The organism is Dictyobacter halimunensis, assembly GCF_036245075.1.
The window spans coordinates 1,008,837-1,024,130 of the sequence record NZ_BSRI01000001.1; the positions used below are offsets into that span (position 1 = coordinate 1,008,837).

At 55.1% G+C, this 15,294-nt stretch carries 11 protein-coding genes; 2 read left to right on the forward strand and 9 right to left on the reverse strand.

Annotated elements, in window-relative coordinates; translation table 11 throughout:
* Nucleotides 1-28 precede the first annotated feature (28 nt).
* Entirely contained in the window at nt 29-2,395 is a 2,367-nt protein-coding gene (locus AABA21_RS03995; protein WP_338247694.1) for a glycoside hydrolase family 2 TIM barrel-domain containing protein, read from the reverse strand.
* Entirely contained in the window at nt 2,355-3,068 is a 714-nt protein-coding gene (locus AABA21_RS04000; RefSeq protein ID WP_338247695.1) for a TetR/AcrR family transcriptional regulator, read from the reverse strand. Before AABA21_RS04000 ends, AABA21_RS03995 begins: the two co-directional genes overlap by 41 nt.
* Before the next feature lie 369 nt (nt 3,069-3,437).
* On the opposite strand from AABA21_RS04000, the gene AABA21_RS04005 reads away from it, so the two are divergent.
* On the forward strand, nt 3,438-4,388 hold the full coding sequence (locus AABA21_RS04005; RefSeq protein ID WP_338247696.1) for a nucleotidyltransferase domain-containing protein: 951 nt from the start codon (nt 3,438-3,440) through the stop codon (nt 4,386-4,388).
* On the forward strand, nt 4,375-7,323 hold the full coding sequence (gene uvrA / locus AABA21_RS04010; protein ID WP_338247697.1) for an excinuclease ABC subunit UvrA: 2,949 nt from the start codon (nt 4,375-4,377) through the stop codon (nt 7,321-7,323). The genes AABA21_RS04005 and uvrA overlap by 14 nt, the downstream gene beginning before the upstream one ends.
* Before the next feature lie 61 nt (nt 7,324-7,384).
* Here the strand turns inward: uvrA and AABA21_RS04015 are convergent, their stop codons facing one another.
* The 7 genes from AABA21_RS04015 to AABA21_RS04045 all read right to left on the reverse strand — a co-directional run bounded on the left by AABA21_RS04015 (nt 7,385) and on the right by AABA21_RS04045 (nt 15,194).
* Entirely contained in the window at nt 7,385-8,062 is a 678-nt protein-coding gene (locus AABA21_RS04015) for a class I SAM-dependent methyltransferase (protein ID WP_338247698.1), read from the reverse strand.
* A gap of 50 nt (nt 8,063-8,112) precedes the next feature.
* A complete protein-coding gene (locus tag AABA21_RS04020; RefSeq protein WP_338247699.1) occupies nt 8,113-9,942 on the reverse strand; it encodes a hypothetical protein in 1,830 nt (609 codons plus the stop codon).
* Nucleotides 9,943-9,988: 46 nt separating this feature from the next.
* The gene (locus AABA21_RS04025) at nt 9,989-10,612 is read right to left on the reverse strand and encodes a TlpA family protein disulfide reductase (protein WP_338247700.1); all 624 of its coding nucleotides are present in this window, start codon (nt 10,610-10,612) and stop codon (nt 9,989-9,991) included.
* 84 nt (nt 10,613-10,696) lie between these two features.
* Nucleotides 10,697-11,233 (reverse strand): MauE/DoxX family redox-associated membrane protein, encoded by a 537-nt coding sequence (locus tag AABA21_RS04030; RefSeq protein WP_338247701.1) that lies wholly within the window; start codon nt 11,231-11,233, stop codon nt 10,697-10,699.
* A gap of 10 nt (nt 11,234-11,243) precedes the next feature.
* A complete protein-coding gene (locus AABA21_RS04035) occupies nt 11,244-12,167 on the reverse strand; it encodes an SDH family Clp fold serine proteinase (RefSeq protein WP_338247702.1) in 924 nt (307 codons plus the stop codon).
* 46 nt (nt 12,168-12,213) lie between these two features.
* A complete protein-coding gene (locus tag AABA21_RS04040) occupies nt 12,214-14,103 on the reverse strand; it encodes an ABC transporter ATP-binding protein (RefSeq protein WP_338247703.1) in 1,890 nt (629 codons plus the stop codon).
* Between the two features lie 68 nt (nt 14,104-14,171).
* Nucleotides 14,172-15,194, reverse strand: coding sequence for an ATP-grasp domain-containing protein (locus AABA21_RS04045; RefSeq protein ID WP_338247704.1), 1,023 nt, complete (start codon nt 15,192-15,194; stop codon nt 14,172-14,174).
* Between the last annotated feature and the right edge of the window lie 100 nt (nt 15,195-15,294).

The following is a 15,294-nucleotide window of genomic DNA, read 5'->3' on the forward strand; positions in this document are numbered from 1 at the left end:
GAGTATGCAGCAGAACCTGAAGTATGGATCAGTTGGCTCGTTGTACAGCCGCGCTCAATCTGATTTCTGAGGAGGGCAACCCATCGGCGTGCGCGCTGAATATGATGTCACCAGTTTGCCCGTTACTACGCACTATGGCCAGTAAGCGCCCATGCCAGGCTTTGCGCTGCTTGCCCACATATGGTTCCTCGGACAACGGGTTTGCCGTTCCAAGCGCAATGAGTTCTCCGGCCCCTGACACCTCGAACGAGACTTCATGCTCAGCGGTTGGCACGACATCTCCGTCCTGATCCACGATGTTCACCGTGATATAGGCCAAATCGCCGTATGTACTGTTAATGGTACTGCGATCAGGCGTCAGACGCAGAGCAGCCGGGGCACCAGCGGTTTTCAAGGAGGTATGGCCCCTCTTTTCCCCTCCACAGTAACTGACTGCCTCGACGATACCAGGCTGGTAGATAGCATCAAAGGTAGCCTTGTTCTGGCTGACGGGCTTGCGCCCGAACGAAACTCCATTGATGAACAGCTCCACTTCCTCATCCACAGCATAGATATCAACCCGGGTAGATCTGTCTTCTGCACCGGGAAAGGTCCAGCTCTCAATGACGGGTTCCCATCCCCAGGGCAGGAATTTGAGCGGTTTGTCGGCAAGTTGTGGATCGAGGACTCCAATGAACGGCTCGGTCCGCACTCCCCAGAGCAGATCACGATAAAAAGATTGTGGGCGTTTGAAGCCACAGGTATCAAAATCGCCCGTATTCGCCAGGTGATAGGGATACGGAGCAGCAAAGGCGAGTTTACCATCAGAGGTCACCTGCCCGATCCCGGCTTCACCCAGATAATCCCACGCGGTCCAGACAAAATCGCCGATCACATGGGGTAGCCGTTCCGTCTCTTCCCAATAGTCATAGGCCATGTGGGGCCAGGTCTCGGTTCCGGCAATGATTCGGCATGGATAGCGTGCTCCATCTCCTGCGTAGCGCTGGTGCATGTAGTTATAGCCAACCACATCCAGGGGTTGAGCGAACTCAGTGGTCATCTTTGCCCAGATGTCTTTTTCTGGATCATCTGGAACCGGGGAAGGTTCAAGCTGGTTAAGAACACCGCTTTCCTCAAAGTCAACGTACATGAGGATCGCGGAGGTTACAAAGCGCGTGCTATCCAGACTGCGTACGAAATCCGCCTGGCGACGAGACCAACTGGCCCCATCGGGAATACCTAGAGCCTCCAGGATCTCATTGCCAATTGACCACATAATCACTGAAGGGTGGTTGCGATCTCGCTTGACCAGCGCTGCTGTATCGCGCTGCCACCATTCCTCAAAATAGACGTGATAATCGTTGGGATTCTTGCCCTGACGCCAGCAATCGAAGGTTTCATCGATCACCAGCAGACCCAGACGATCGCAGGCATCCAGCAGCGCTGGTGCGGGCGGGTTGTGGGCGGAGCGCAAGGCGTTAAACCCGGCGGATTTCAACACTTCGACTTTGCGCTCTTCAGCACGGTCGTAGCTGGCAGCGCCTAATGGACCATGATCGTGATGGATACAGCCTCCCTTCAATTTCAGCGGGACGCCGTTTAGTCGGAAGCCGTTCTGAGCATCTACACGAATCGAGCGAATACCAAAGGTGGTTGTCTCTGTGTCAATCACCGAATCTCCCAGGAGCACTTCGCTCAACAACGTATAGAGATAGGGTTTATCCACTGACCACAGCCTGGCTTCCTTCACCAGCAAGGTTTGCTGAACGAAGAACCCTTTTAGCGGCGTTTCGGTCTGAGCAATCTCCATGCTCTCTCCATTGAAGATGGTGGTACGCAAGATAGCTCCATCGTGGCTTTCGGATATGCTTGCGAGCTCAGTAGAGACGTGGATAACCGAGGCGGCTGGATCGACAATGGGGGTCGTGACAAATATTCCCCAGGGCTTGATGTGGATATCTCCTCCCCTGCGCAACCATACATGTCTATAAATGCCTGTCCCGGAATACCAGCGCGAATTCGGTTGAGCTGTAGTGTTCGCGGAGACCATTACCTCGTTTTCCTGCCCATAAGCCAGGGCTGGGGTGATATCTACCACAAAACTGGTGTATCCGTACGGCTGCAAGCGTAACAACTGGCGGTTAACACTGACTTCGGCGTTCATGTAGACGCCTTCAAACTCCAGTTGCACGCTTTGTCCCTTCCAGTCTTCTGGCGCAAAAAACTTTTTGCGGTAATTAGCGACATTGCCTGGGAAATACCCACCGTGACTGCCGGATGGGTTGTTGGCAGCGCGTGGTTTGCCAATCATGGCATCGTGCGGCAAGTTGATGGGCTGCCATTGGGCAAAGAACTGCGCCATCATGCCAGACGCCTCAGAGTATTCCCAATCGAGATCGAAGGGTTGTTTGATCATGGTGCTTCCTCCTGAGATGAAGGGGAGATTGGATGCCGCGCAGAAAAGCGCGACAGATCTCCCGATATATCTCCATTACTGGCTGACCATACTCTTCACAGATGAGGTCGCCCAGCAGCGCAAAGCGGCTATTCATGCCATTAAGCAGATTCCAGATGGCAGAAGAGAGCAGGTTGGGGTCCAGATCCGGGCGAAGCGATCCATCCGTAATGCCCTGCTGGATCATCTGAGCGAGTGGGTCGCGGCCTCCAGGCCAGGCTTGCTCAACGATGTGCCTTACACGAGCGGGGTTGCCCTCGCGTGCATAGAGCGAATTGAACTCAACGATGAAACGCAGATGTTCCGGGTGTTGCTCCAACAAATCGAGTAATAGCAGTACCGTGTGCTCGATGCGCTGGAAACCGTTTCCATCCGATTGTAGCAGTTGACCAGGGGGATCAGTCTGCATATCTTCTACAAGTTTCTGGAAAATGGCCCAGGCAACTTCTTGCTTGTTGGGATAATATTCGTAGAGCGTCATGCGAGAAATGTGTGCAGCAGCAGCAATATCACCAATGTTTACATGATCGATGCCGTCGCGGATAAATAACGTTTTAGCCGCTTCCAGAATCCGCTCTCGCTGGCTCTCGCGATGATGCTGATACGTTTTTCGTTTCTGGTTGTTAGAATCCATACAGAGTGATCAAATTTTTACAGAAGATAAGAAATTTTACAGCATGTCTAAATTTAATATAACAAGTTGGCGAAGAAATGTCAATGGTATTATTCTTTGACCTGGACGCCCTCCTGTCATCTGCACCCAACGTATCTTCGCCGAGATAGTGATTTCCTGATATGCTCTTCGTCACCCCATTTCCGCAAGATAGACCCATGAAAAGAAAAACTTGACAGCAGATGTCAGGAATTTCGTGGTATGCTTGGTTCTCTAACTTTGACTAGCGTATTTCCTTGCATTCAAATAAGCCAAAGGCTTCCTTTCAAGAAGCTGCGCCAGCAGCGTTTTTGAATATTTATGGGTTTGAGGTACAAAGGAGACACGTTTATGTCCCACTGGGATGACACGAGGAAGGCAGCAGTTCGCCAGCGTTATGAAGAGGCGCTGGAATCGTTTGTCGCCAGAGTCAAGCAGGATCGCTATATTGTGGCCGCAATCCTGTTTGGCAGTCTGGCTTATGATAATGTCTGGGAGAAATCCGATATTGATATGGTCCTTATTCTTAGAGACGACAAGACAGATGACCGCTCCTATACCCTCGTTGAAAATGGCATCAGTATTCATGCCAATCTGGTGACGCGCAGCAAGTTTAAAGCTACCTTCGAGCGCTCCCTTCAGGGAACCTGGGCGCAATCGGTTCTGGCGCGCAGCACGCTGCTCTTTTCGACCGATGAAACGCTGCAGTCCTACTATGAGAACGTTCGCCACGTTGGCAGTCGAGACCGCGAGATGCAGATGCTCACAGCGCTCAATCCCGTCCTTTCACTCTTAACAAAGGCGGAAAAGTGGCTCGTCGTCAAAAACGATCCAATCTATAGTTTTCTGTATATGTTGAACCTGATAACCTTTCTTGCCAACGTTGAAGTGCTCTGGCATGCCGATGTCCCTGGTCGGGAGGTCATCCAACAGGCCATCACCTACAATCCCGCATTCTTCATCCCTCTCTATACTGACCTGGCGCAGCAGCCCAAAGATGCAGAGGTTATGCGCCAGGCAATCCAAAAGGTTTACGGCTATATTGAAGAGAAACAGGAAGTCCTTTTCAGACCAATTCTGAACTATCTATCTGAGGCGGGCAGCGCGCGTTCCAGCACCGAGATAGACGAATACTTCCAGAAAAGATTGGGCCGCGATATACCGCTGATCTGCGAATGGCTGGCCGACAGAGACATTATCCAGAAGGTCGCAACGCCCCTGCGCCTGACCGAAAAGAGTCGGGTGACGATGGATGAAGCGGCCTATTACTATGATGGAGGAGACAGCGATGACGAAAACTGAGGCGCAATTCCCAACCGTAGATACCATGCCTGAAGATATCCGTTCAACGCGAGGAGTGCGGCGAACCATCGCGATAAAGGGAGCGAGTGAGCACAACCTGCAAAAAGTATCGGTAGAGATTCCACGAGACTGCCTGGTAGTATTTACCGGAATGAGCGGCTCTGGCAAGTCCTCCCTGGCCTTCGACACGATCTACGCAGAGGGACAGCGCCTGCTGCTGGAATCCCTGTCATCCTTCACGAAACGCTTCGTCGATCAGCTAAAGAAACCCTCCGTCGAGCTCATCCTGGGACTCTCACCGGTCGTCTCGATTGAGCAGAAAACCACCAATAAAAATCCGCGCTCGACCGTCGGAACGCTGACCGACATCTATGATTACATCCGTGTGCTCTTCTCAATCACCGGGCAGGCACATTGCCCCTATTGTGGGCGGTCCATCCCGGTCAAAACAGCGGTGCAGATCGTCGAGCATCTACTGGCGCTCCCAGAAGGCTCGACCGTCGAGATCGCGGCCCCGGTGTACAAAATCTATGGTGAGGATTATGGCTACCTGTTTGGCGATATTCGCAGCAAGGGCTATCGTCACGTGCGCATCAATGGCGAGTTGTACGATCTAAGCGAAGAGATTGAGTTGGACGAGGGGCGCGAGTATGAGGTCCTGGCAATCATCGACCGGCCCGTCATCAAAAAGACCATCGAGAAACAACTCAGGGCCACGGTGACCAACGGTTTACGCGTCGGCGAGGGCTTCTTGCGTTTCCGCATCCTGAAACCTGCAAAGGAACTTCCTGAAGAACAGGCCGTCAGGGGGCTGGATGCATCTTTCTGCTGTCCCGAACATCAGACAACGATGGGTGAACTGCTGCCTTACTACTTTTCGTTCAACGAGGCCGATAGTGCCTGTGTGACGTGTCTGGGACTGGGCACGTATCTGAAAGTGCATCCTGATCTGCTCGTACCGGACAAAAAGCGCAGTATCGCGCAGAAAGCATTCATTCCAGAGGCTTTTACCTATGACAAGAACACATGGATGGGCCGCATTGTCTATAGTCTGGGGCAACACTATGGCTTCAGCATGGATACCCCGTTCGAGGAGTTGCCACCTGAAGCCGTCGATATTCTCTTCTATGGCACAAAAGGCGAGAAGTTCCCGATTGTCCTGCCCGAAGGAGCAACGAAAGGCGATCAGCACGTGGGCAAGCCCTTCCGTTTCGATGGCATTATCAACAGTATCGAGCGGCGCTATAAGCACTACCGCCAGAAGCAGGTCGCGCACTCTGGGATGGAAACTTATCTGAGGCGAGTGATGGTCGAGCACAATTGTCCGGATTGCCAGGGGAAACGGCTCAAACGGCAGCGTTTGCTCGTGACGCTCAACGGCACCAACATCTACGAGTTGGGCGAGATGAACCTGTCCGAGCTCTCTCGGTTCATGGCGAATCTCCCCCCGATCACCAGACAACGTGAGGCAGGAGAACAGGTACTCGCGGAGATCAAGCTCCGCTTGCGTCTACTGGTAGGGATTGGTCTCGATTACCTGAACCTGAATCGCAGGTCGGCGACGCTTTCGGGTGGCGAGTATCAGCGGCTCCGTCTCTCCACACAGATCAGTTCCGGGTTGATGGGTATGCTCTATGTGCTGGACGAGCCAAGCATTGGCCTGCATCCCCGCGACAACTTCAAGATGATCGCGACCCTCAAGCAACTGCGTGACATTGGCAATAGCGTCATTGTCGTAGAGCACGATGAGGATACAATTCGCGCTGCCGACCACATCATCGAGATGGGACCGGGAGCCGGCATTCACGGCGGTCATGTCGTGGCACAGGGGACACCACCGGAAGTGCTCCAGAACCCGGATTCGCTCACGGGCCAGTTCTTGAGCGGTCGGCGCGAGATCAAGATTCCAGAGCAGCGTCGGCAGCCCAACGGCGTCGAATTGGTCATCCGGGGAGCGCGTCAGAACAACCTCAAGAACATTGATGTCCATATTCCACTAGGCGTGCTCGTCTGTATTACCGGTGTATCAGGTTCGGGCAAGAGCACGTTGGTCAATGAAATTCTCTTCAAAAAGCTGGCTTCGGTCTTTCACGATAGCCGCATCATCCCTGGCAAGCACGAGACGATTGAGGGCATTGAGCATCTGCGCGACATGGTCAATATCGATCAATCACCGATTGGTCGCCTGCCCACCTCCACGCCTGCGACCTACATCGGGGTCTACGATCACATCCGGCATATTTTTGCCGGGATGCCTGAAGCGCAGGCACGCGGATACACGACCTCACAGTTCAGCTTCAACGTCAAGGGTGGACGCTGCGAGGAGTGCAGCGGGCAGGGATTGGTGACGACACAACTGCATTTCATGCCAGATGTGGAGGCGCCCTGCCGCGTCTGCAACGGAGCGCGCTATAATCAGGAGACGCTGGAAGTTAAGTACCACGGGAAAAGCATCGCGGACGTGCTTGACCTGAGTGTCGAGGAGAGCGTGGTATTTTTTGAGGACCATCCGCTGATCACGCACAAACTGGGTATGCTGAACCAGTTGGGGCTGGGCTATCTCAAGTTGGGCCAGTCGTCAACGACCCTTTCCGGAGGTGAGGCCCAGCGTGTCAAGCTGGCCTACGAATTGAGTAAGGTGAAGCGGGGAGGAAAGAATCTGTATATTCTGGATGAACCAACCACGGGCCTGCACCTGGCGGATATTCAACATTTGCTGGAAAGCCTGAACCGCCTCGTGGACGGAGGACATACGGTGCTGGTAATCGAACACCACCTGGATGTGATTAAAACCGCTGACACTGTAATCGATCTGGGGCCCGAGGGTGGCGAGCGCGGTGGAGAGATACTGTGCCAGGGAACTCCCGAAGAGATCGCGGCCTGTCCACAATCCTATACAGGTCAGTTTTTGAAAGAAAAGCTCAGATCGCATTAAATGTGAAGGCTCCTGCCGTGCGGCAGGAGCCTTCACATTTAATAACGGATCATGCAGGGGGCTACCGCCTGGCCTCTACGACCATGGTTTCAAATTGATTGATCTCCTCGTCGCCGATAAATTGTCCGTGCATCTCTAGCTGGCACAGTGGTTGATGGTTGCTCTCTCCAGGGTGTAGGAAACAGATGTCCAGAAAACCAACGTTCGTCAGGGTCTGTTGCAGCGTTGCGCGATCGTAGAGGAACTGGTGCCCCCAGTTCCGGAAGGCATTATTGATCACGAAAACTGGTTGAGGATCAGAAATCCCCGGCAAAAAATGGTCTGTGATAAAACGCATATAGCGCTGCTGACGGGCATCTGGGTGTGGCGTATACAGGTCGAGCAGTGCTCCCAGGTCCGGCGTCGCCAGGCGGATTCTTCCCCCAGGCTTGAGGATACGATAACATTCGCCCAGGGCAAAGAGACCTTCTTCGTACGTGATATGCTCAAGGTGATGCTCCGAGAACACATAGTCAAATGTGGCATCCGCGAACGGGAAGCTCCTGGTGGTATCAAGATACACGACCGCGTCTGACGCTGGCATAAGATCGGTATTCAGCCAGCCATCTAACACATTAGTCCCGCTCCCGAGTTGTAATTTCCGCACGGTATGGGAGGTAAGATAGGCTTCGGCCGCCTGCTCGGCCAGGTGCGCCCACGCGCGCTTACGGCGCAAATTCGCCTGGGAAGAGGTTATCATCGCATTTTCACCCTTTCAAAGAAAAGAGAACAATACCAACAAGCAATTCCTTATAATATGGGTTTGGCCAGCCGCAGGCCTTCCGCGCGCAGCTTGCGCGCTGTTTCAACCATGGTCGGCCACCACTCCAGAACTTGCCCGCAGCGGACCAGCACGCGTTGCAGTTGTTCCGCCCCACCTTTGAGCGTATACCACTGCTCGGAAGGCTGGAGCGCCTGTTGCCGGGCCTGCAGAATCAACTCCTGCGCGTCCTGGCGCCAGAACGATGGGCGCTGCTCCACACCGTCATGCAGGCGCTCCTCCAGTTGTGAGATGAATCCACTGGCGCTTTTCCAGATAAAGAGCCGCATCAGCTCTTCAAAATCCTTCTCCGGTAAACGACCGATATCCTGTACCTGCTGGCCTATTCTGCGCAGGCGCTCAGTTGGATCATGCACAAACCCGGGGTCGGACTGACCGATACAAAAAGGCAAACAAGAAGAAATATCCAGGCGAAAGAGAGGGCGTTGCTGGAATGTTCGCACCTGGCCGGGAAGGTGCTGGATCACCTGATTGAGATAGACCGCGTATGCCGAGTCAACGCACTTCGTCAGCGCCAGGACAAAACCAATCTCCTCACCGCGACCCAGCGGTGTAAAAGGCGGGAGAAAACCGCGGTTATCCAATCCCATACACAGAGCGAACAGAGCGTTCAAGTGCTGAACCAGCGTCGTTCGCCGCACGGCCTGAATCATTTCTCGGCTCCCTCGGGCACACCGATACGCCTGTTCAGAACGCGTCAGGCGTCGATAAGTGTCACCGGACTGGAAAAGATAGAAATCAGGGTTATCCCAGCAGCAGTCGCCAACCATGCCATTGAGCGTTACAGCGATCTGCTTCGGCTGCGCGAGCACACGCGGCAACAGTTCCGCATCGACCTGTTCGATGGCAGGCACGGAATCAACACCATACGTGGCCACAGCTTCCCGCAGCGGCTGGCCGAGCCAGTGCTCATGCGCGACCAATGGATCACACTCCTCAAACTGCAATGCCCGCAGCGCTTCAGCGCGATCGGCAAAGAACCAGGCCTCCAATGGATTGGCGTCCGCTACCCACGCCAGCTGCTCCATCGCCTCAGGCGAAGAGGCAACGCGGCACACGGTATCATCGTCCGCGCTCAATATGAGATCCCCTACCGTATGCAACAGCAGTACATTGCGATTTGCTCCGATAGTAGGCAAGCCATACACGGGATCGCCCAGGCAGGCAAAGTGCACAATATCTTTCGGAATGCCTCCCCTGGTAGCAAGCGCGCTAACGTAGGCCTCTTTTTCTTCACGTCCAGCATAGGACAGCATGACTCCATAGCGGGCTTTGAGCGTCGCGAGCATCTGGCGATAATCGGCACGCGTGGCCGACGCCGCAGAGTCATCGGCGATCACAAAATCATTGCGCCGCTCAAAGTGACGAGTATTTTCGATATAGCTGATCAGGCCCCGGTGCAAGAGCTCGACACGTTCACAGGTGGGAAAAACGATGGATGCGATCTGACTGGTCCGGGTCGGCGTGGCACAGGCGCGTAGCTCCGCCAGCAGATCTGTTTGCCTGATCAGGTACCCGCGCTGCGCAAGCCGCTGCACCTCTCGGCGCAATGTTCGTAAGACGTTTGCCGGCAGGGGTCGTAGCTGACTATATGCCTGTACATGCGCATCGAGTGTTTGCCATAGATGGCAGTGTGTCAGCAGATCAACAACGTCTCGGCGCAGAAAGCTCACTTCCCGACTCCGCCGCACAGCAACCAGCAGATAGTGCTCGCCTGCCGGCAAGATTTCCAGGTCCGCGACACGGTACAGATCAGAGCCAGAGGATGTAGAAGTGGAGCCGACCGTGTTCTCATCCATACATATTTCTCCCTATGTACTGCGTAACTATGCTCTGGCATGCTCGCTACAGGCGTGCACGCCGGCTCAGGATCCGTTGGGGCGTCGTGCCTTCCCACTCTTGCTGCAATCGGGGCCACACGCCCGCGTCCAGTGGATCTCGGGCCTGGACGATCCCCTGTTCATCGATCAGGCAAAAGTAGGGAATAAAACCACGCGGATTGTAGCGCATCAGAAACTCCGAGGTCCGTGGCACCTCAACCAGAATAGGCATCTTCACGTCCAGGTGATCTTCTTCACGCAGCGCGCTGATCCAGGTGTAGGTCTCCGCAGAGCTACCAGCACTCACCAGCAGAAATTCTACGCCGGAGCGCTCCTTTGCCAGCATGCTCAGCCTGAGTAACTGCGGCATCTTCTTACGACATCCACTACAGCCAGGCGACACAAAGAGCAGCAGTATGGTGCGCCCTTGATAGTTTTCCAGGCGCACAGACGCTCCCGTGAGCAACCTGGAACGAAAGTCAGGCGCCGCCTCTCCGACCACCAGTTCGGGGCGCTGCTCCAGCGCCACCTCTTGCTCACGGCTCTCTTTTATCGCGCGATGCCACTGGACCATGCGCAGCGTCAACAAGAGATTGATCAGGACCACAATCCAGAGTGCGATCACGCTCACAAGCAGCAGCGTTTCCATGGCGCTTTCCCTTTCTCTCATCTAGATAGGCCGCCAGGAGGGATACGCAAGCACCGTTCTCCCACACCCGGCCCAGCTTCCCAATTACTGCAAGAGCAGAGGCTTGCGGAGCATATCGACAATATCAGCCAGATTACTCAGTAAGATAGCGGTACACAGAGACATACACCCGATTACCACAAAGGCCACGGCCGGTGCTGGCGGCAAAGGGAGATGCAAGAACCAGAGCCCACCGAGCGCGCAGAGCACCAGGAGCCCATTGCGCACAACATCATACACAGACACATAGCGCACCGTGCGGCCAAAGCAATTGCACACAACGTGCATCTTGCGCAGCAGTGTCGTACTTAATGCGATCCCAAAGGCCAGCAGCAGCGCAGCAGCCAGCACAAAGCCGGCCACAAGCAGTGGCGCGATACCGCTCAGCAAGCACACCACCACCAGACACTCCGCCCCCAGAAAGATCCAGGCCAGCGCCCGGCTCCAGGATGAAGGGAGCATATGAAAATCAACGACCGCTTCGCGGAAAGCGGTCACATCCTGCGCTTTTCCCACGGTCGCCCAGCAAAACACAGCCAGTAAGGTCAGGCGACAAAAAAGCAGACTCAAACACGCGAACACAACGACCTCCTTAGAGCGCACACTCCTCGAATTCCCAACTGCTCCGCAGCCTATTTCCGGCGGAAGATGGGGTTCCGGGCGCGCCAGGGGACCCATCGGCCAGTTGGTAGACTTCACGCGCTATCACTGACGCACTGGCGATCAGCGCCGTGACACTGCGCTCCACTTCGCCTGGCTTTGCGGCGAACTGAAGACGCAATGCCTGCTCCAGGTCCCAGAGGCACTGCTCTTCACGGTCAGGGGGCACACGCACCTGCAATCCCATACACCGGGCCTCGGCGCGCGTGATCGCGTAATCGTGCGCCGCGTAGCCAGCAACCAGCTGCTGGACAATGCCCTGTCGTACATCCGCCCCGGCGTCGGGAAGCTGGTAGGCGAGTAATTCGTCAGCCACCTGCCGGGCCAGCCGATCAAAGCGATAGAAGGCACTGAGCGACGTCGGGAAAATGCGCTGCGCGACCAGGGCCAGTACCTGCAGGCGGTCCTCAGCCCGTTCGACACCAAACCAGTCTTTCGCCATAGCGGGAAACGCCTGAATATCTTGCGCCGAAATCGCGGGCGGCGCGTCGGGAGGCATCGCACCAGCAGTGCCAACCTGGGGATCGAGTGGACCAAGCTCAGCCATCGGCCCCAGCGTCAATTCATTGGCACTCAGGCAGAGCAGCGTGCCCGCCGACCTGGCGCGATACGGCACCAGGATAGCGATCCGCGACGCATATTCACGCAGCAACAGAGCCAGCCGACGCGCGGCGGTAATCGTTCCTCCTCCCGTGGAAAGCACAACATCCAGCTGCGAGACATGCCCCATGCGCCGTAAGCACTCGTACGCAATACGCACACCGTCATCATTGATCACTGATGCATACACGATCACGGGATTGCCCCGCAGCTCGGTCAGCGTGGCAATATGTGATTGAATACCATTCTCTGGCATACAAAACGTCCTTTCCGACCCGCTCCAACCTCGACAGGTACTGTTCTCATCCATGCTTGATAGCCTGGTCAGTGGGTCCATACGGCTCCGCCTGCAGCAGAAACATGTCAGCGTAGCGCCCACCCTGCGCGATCAGTGCGTCGTGCGTCCCCTGCTCAAGCACGCGACCATGCTCAAGTACCAGAATGCGATCCGCCCGGCGGACCGTCGCGAACCGATGCGAAATAAAAATCACCGTTCGCGCGTCGCTGGCTAGCCCCTGGCGTTCCTCCAACAATTGTTGAAAAAAACGGCGCTCTGTATAAATATCCAGGGCCGCTGAAGGCTCATCCAAAAGCAACACCGGTGCATCACGCAGCAGCGCTCGTGAGAGCGCCACCAGCTGTTGCTGCCCACCCGACAATTCGTGGCCATGTTCCCAGAAACGTCCCAGGATTGTCTCATACCCCTCGGGCAGAGCCTGCACTACGCGCTCCAGACCACTGCGCCGGGCCGCTTCCTCCAGACGCGTCACCTCCTCAATAAACTGCACCTGCCCCACACCGATATTCTCGTATGCAGACAGGTGATAGATGGTATAATCCTGAAAAATGACGCTGAGATACGCGCGCAATGCCGTACGATCAAGCGTCCGAATATCCTGATTATCAAGCAGAATCTGCCCTTCGGTTGGCTCATACAGGCCGCTTAACAGCTTCACCAGCGTCGTTTTACCGGCTCCATTCTCTCCTACCAGCGCCACTGCTTCTCCAGGCGCAATCGTAAAGCTCACCTGGTGCAAGACCGGCTGCTCCGTGCCCGGATAGCGAAAGGACACATCGCGAAATTCAATGCGCGGGGCACGGACTGGAACGGGTTGGGGAGACAGCGACACAGAGCGCCGCGCCTCCACCTGCGGCGAGAGCGCCAGAAATTGAAATAAATTAGCTGCGAACAGATTGCTGCCATGCATTCCACCCTGAAACGTCGCCAGGGTCTTCAACAGGCTGACGAGTTGCAGAATCGACTGCATATACAGATTAAATTGCCCCAGCGAGATGTATCCCAGCGCGGTTTGCAACGCGGTAAAGGCCAGTACCAGCAGTTGCGTCGCGGTTAACACCAGATCTGCCGCGCCTGCTCCCCACATCCGACGCCAGGCCAGCTGGCTATCCTGGCGGTACGTTGTCTCAAGCAATGTCCGCACCTTCTGCAGCAGAAAATCACGCAACCCGAAAAGCCGGATCTCTTTGGCCGCCTGCTCGGAAGTCAACAGTGTCGTAAAATAGAATTTTTTGTGCTCCAATTCCCCTCGCTGCTCGATCAACTGGACCTGCCTGGAACCAAAGTGGAGCGACACCGCGAAGAGGACCAGTGAAGCCAGGCAGATGACCGGCACAATCCAGATTTGCCACAGTATGAGCACAAGGGAGAGAGAAACGAACGTTGTCAGCGTCGTGATCGTCCCCATCAGTTGATCAATAAACATCGGGATACGAAAAGGAGCCTCATTGGCCGCTGTCCGCATCTGATTGTGGAATTCGGGGTGCTCGAAGTACGCCAGGTCGATTTCGGCAGCCTTACTGAGCAGGAGCAACTGCACATGATTGCTGCAGCGTGCCCGGTATAGTTCCTGAATTACCGCATTCACATTTTGCAGCATCTGTGCCACAAGATTCGCGCCGGCGAACAACAGCAGAAGCAGAAAAAACGTCGAGGAGATCGGCGCATGCTGCGTCGGTAGCACCGTCGTCGCTTGCGCCAGGACTTGCAGCAGGGCCGAAGTCAACGTGATCAAAACCAGTGGTAACAGACCCGTCAACAGGGTTAGCAATAACCAGAGGCAGAAAAAAGCCGGACTGATACGCCAGAGCAACTGAAAAAGCGAGCGCAGCGTGAGAACATACTGCTGGACCTGCCGCCATTTCCGTTGGAAACGCTGAGCATATATATACATCGATGTACCTTGTCCCAATCTGAAAAAACGTTCCGCCGAAAGAACTGATCCGGACGACGCCATCAATATCAGTCCTGCGCACCGCGAGCCAGGTAATTTGCGAGCGCCTCAGTCATCCTCAATTCCGGCACACGCTCCTCGACGAAAAGGAACTGTCCATAGGGGCTGGCCTCCGTGAACACGTAGCGTCCATCAGGGGTCAGAAACAGATCCAGGGTACAATAGTGGAGATTATAGTGCCTGACCAGGGCCATACAGCGCTCAGCCACCTCAGCCGGTAATGCTATCTTGCGATACACAATATTCGCGTCGGAATAGCGCCAGTCGATCTTTGTCTCTTCATGATCCTGTGAATGGATCTCAGCGGCGAACAGGTCATCACCGATGACTGTCACTCGTATATCCAGCACGCGCGGAAGATATTCCTGAAACAGGCAGGGGGCATTGCGCACGCCATCCAGCATCGAAAAATCTGCACTGGTAATCAGGGTCGTTGAAGCTACCCCGTACTCCGGCATGTGTTCAGGATACTTTTCCGCGACCGTTGTCGCTGCCAGAAAAGGATCTGATAGCACCTTATACAGAGCCCGCTTCCCCACGCAGCTCTCGCAAAAGGATCGAGCTGCATCGGGATTCATCGTCATCAATGAACGTGGGATATCAAAGCCCAGGCGCGTGGCCTGCAACAACTGATCAGCCTTCCAGCTTGCCCGGCGTATATGCTCCGGATGGCTAACCCAGTGACAGGGCAGCGCGGCCCAGATACCCTGAAACATATGCTCGATTTCATCACGCGCGAACTCGCGCTCCTGGACTGAGAGGTCAGCCGGGAGGCGGAACGCGCCAGGACGCCACCACCAGATCGAACGAATCGCCTCGACATCGATACGCCGCCCATTTGTCAGAATAGTCATAGAGCCAGCCCAACCAGCGGTATGATTTTCTAGGGATAACGATGCCATCAGAGCCGTGGGAATATCATCGCTATTCAGCCGAATCGGCTCGTGGCCCATGGCATTCAACTGCAGAATAATCTCATCCGCGTGAATTTCATCAACCTGGCTCACAATCACAATCTGCTTCTTGCCCATAACCTCTGGTTCCTCGTCTATTCCTACTCGCGTACACGCCAACAAAAGAGCGATCTGCATCCCCACAGGAGAACAGATGGACACAGGAAGGAGGAGAGGT

What these genes read in the sequence shown, in the direction of transcription:
- AABA21_RS04040 (WP_338247703.1), bottom strand. Translation starts at nt 14,103, where the DNA reads ATGTATATATATGCTCAGCGTTTCCAACGGAAATGGCGGCAGGTCCAG.
- AABA21_RS04015 (WP_338247698.1), bottom strand. Translation starts at nt 8,062, where the DNA reads ATGATAACCTCTTCCCAGGCGAATTTGCGCCGTAAGCGCGCGTGGGCG.
- AABA21_RS04000 (WP_338247695.1), bottom strand. Translation starts at nt 3,068, where the DNA reads ATGGATTCTAACAACCAGAAACGAAAAACGTATCAGCATCATCGCGAG.
- AABA21_RS04005 (WP_338247696.1), top strand. Translation starts at nt 3,438, where the DNA reads ATGTCCCACTGGGATGACACGAGGAAGGCAGCAGTTCGCCAGCGTTAT.
- AABA21_RS04045 (WP_338247704.1), bottom strand. Translation starts at nt 15,194, where the DNA reads ATGGGCAAGAAGCAGATTGTGATTGTGAGCCAGGTTGATGAAATTCAC.
- AABA21_RS03995 (WP_338247694.1), bottom strand. Translation starts at nt 2,395, where the DNA reads ATGATCAAACAACCCTTCGATCTCGATTGGGAATACTCTGAGGCGTCT.
- AABA21_RS04025 (WP_338247700.1), bottom strand. Translation starts at nt 10,612, where the DNA reads ATGGAAACGCTGCTGCTTGTGAGCGTGATCGCACTCTGGATTGTGGTC.
- AABA21_RS04035 (WP_338247702.1), bottom strand. Translation starts at nt 12,167, where the DNA reads ATGCCAGAGAATGGTATTCAATCACATATTGCCACGCTGACCGAGCTG.
- uvrA (WP_338247697.1), top strand. Translation starts at nt 4,375, where the DNA reads ATGACGAAAACTGAGGCGCAATTCCCAACCGTAGATACCATGCCTGAA.
- AABA21_RS04020 (WP_338247699.1), bottom strand. Translation starts at nt 9,942, where the DNA reads ATGGATGAGAACACGGTCGGCTCCACTTCTACATCCTCTGGCTCTGAT.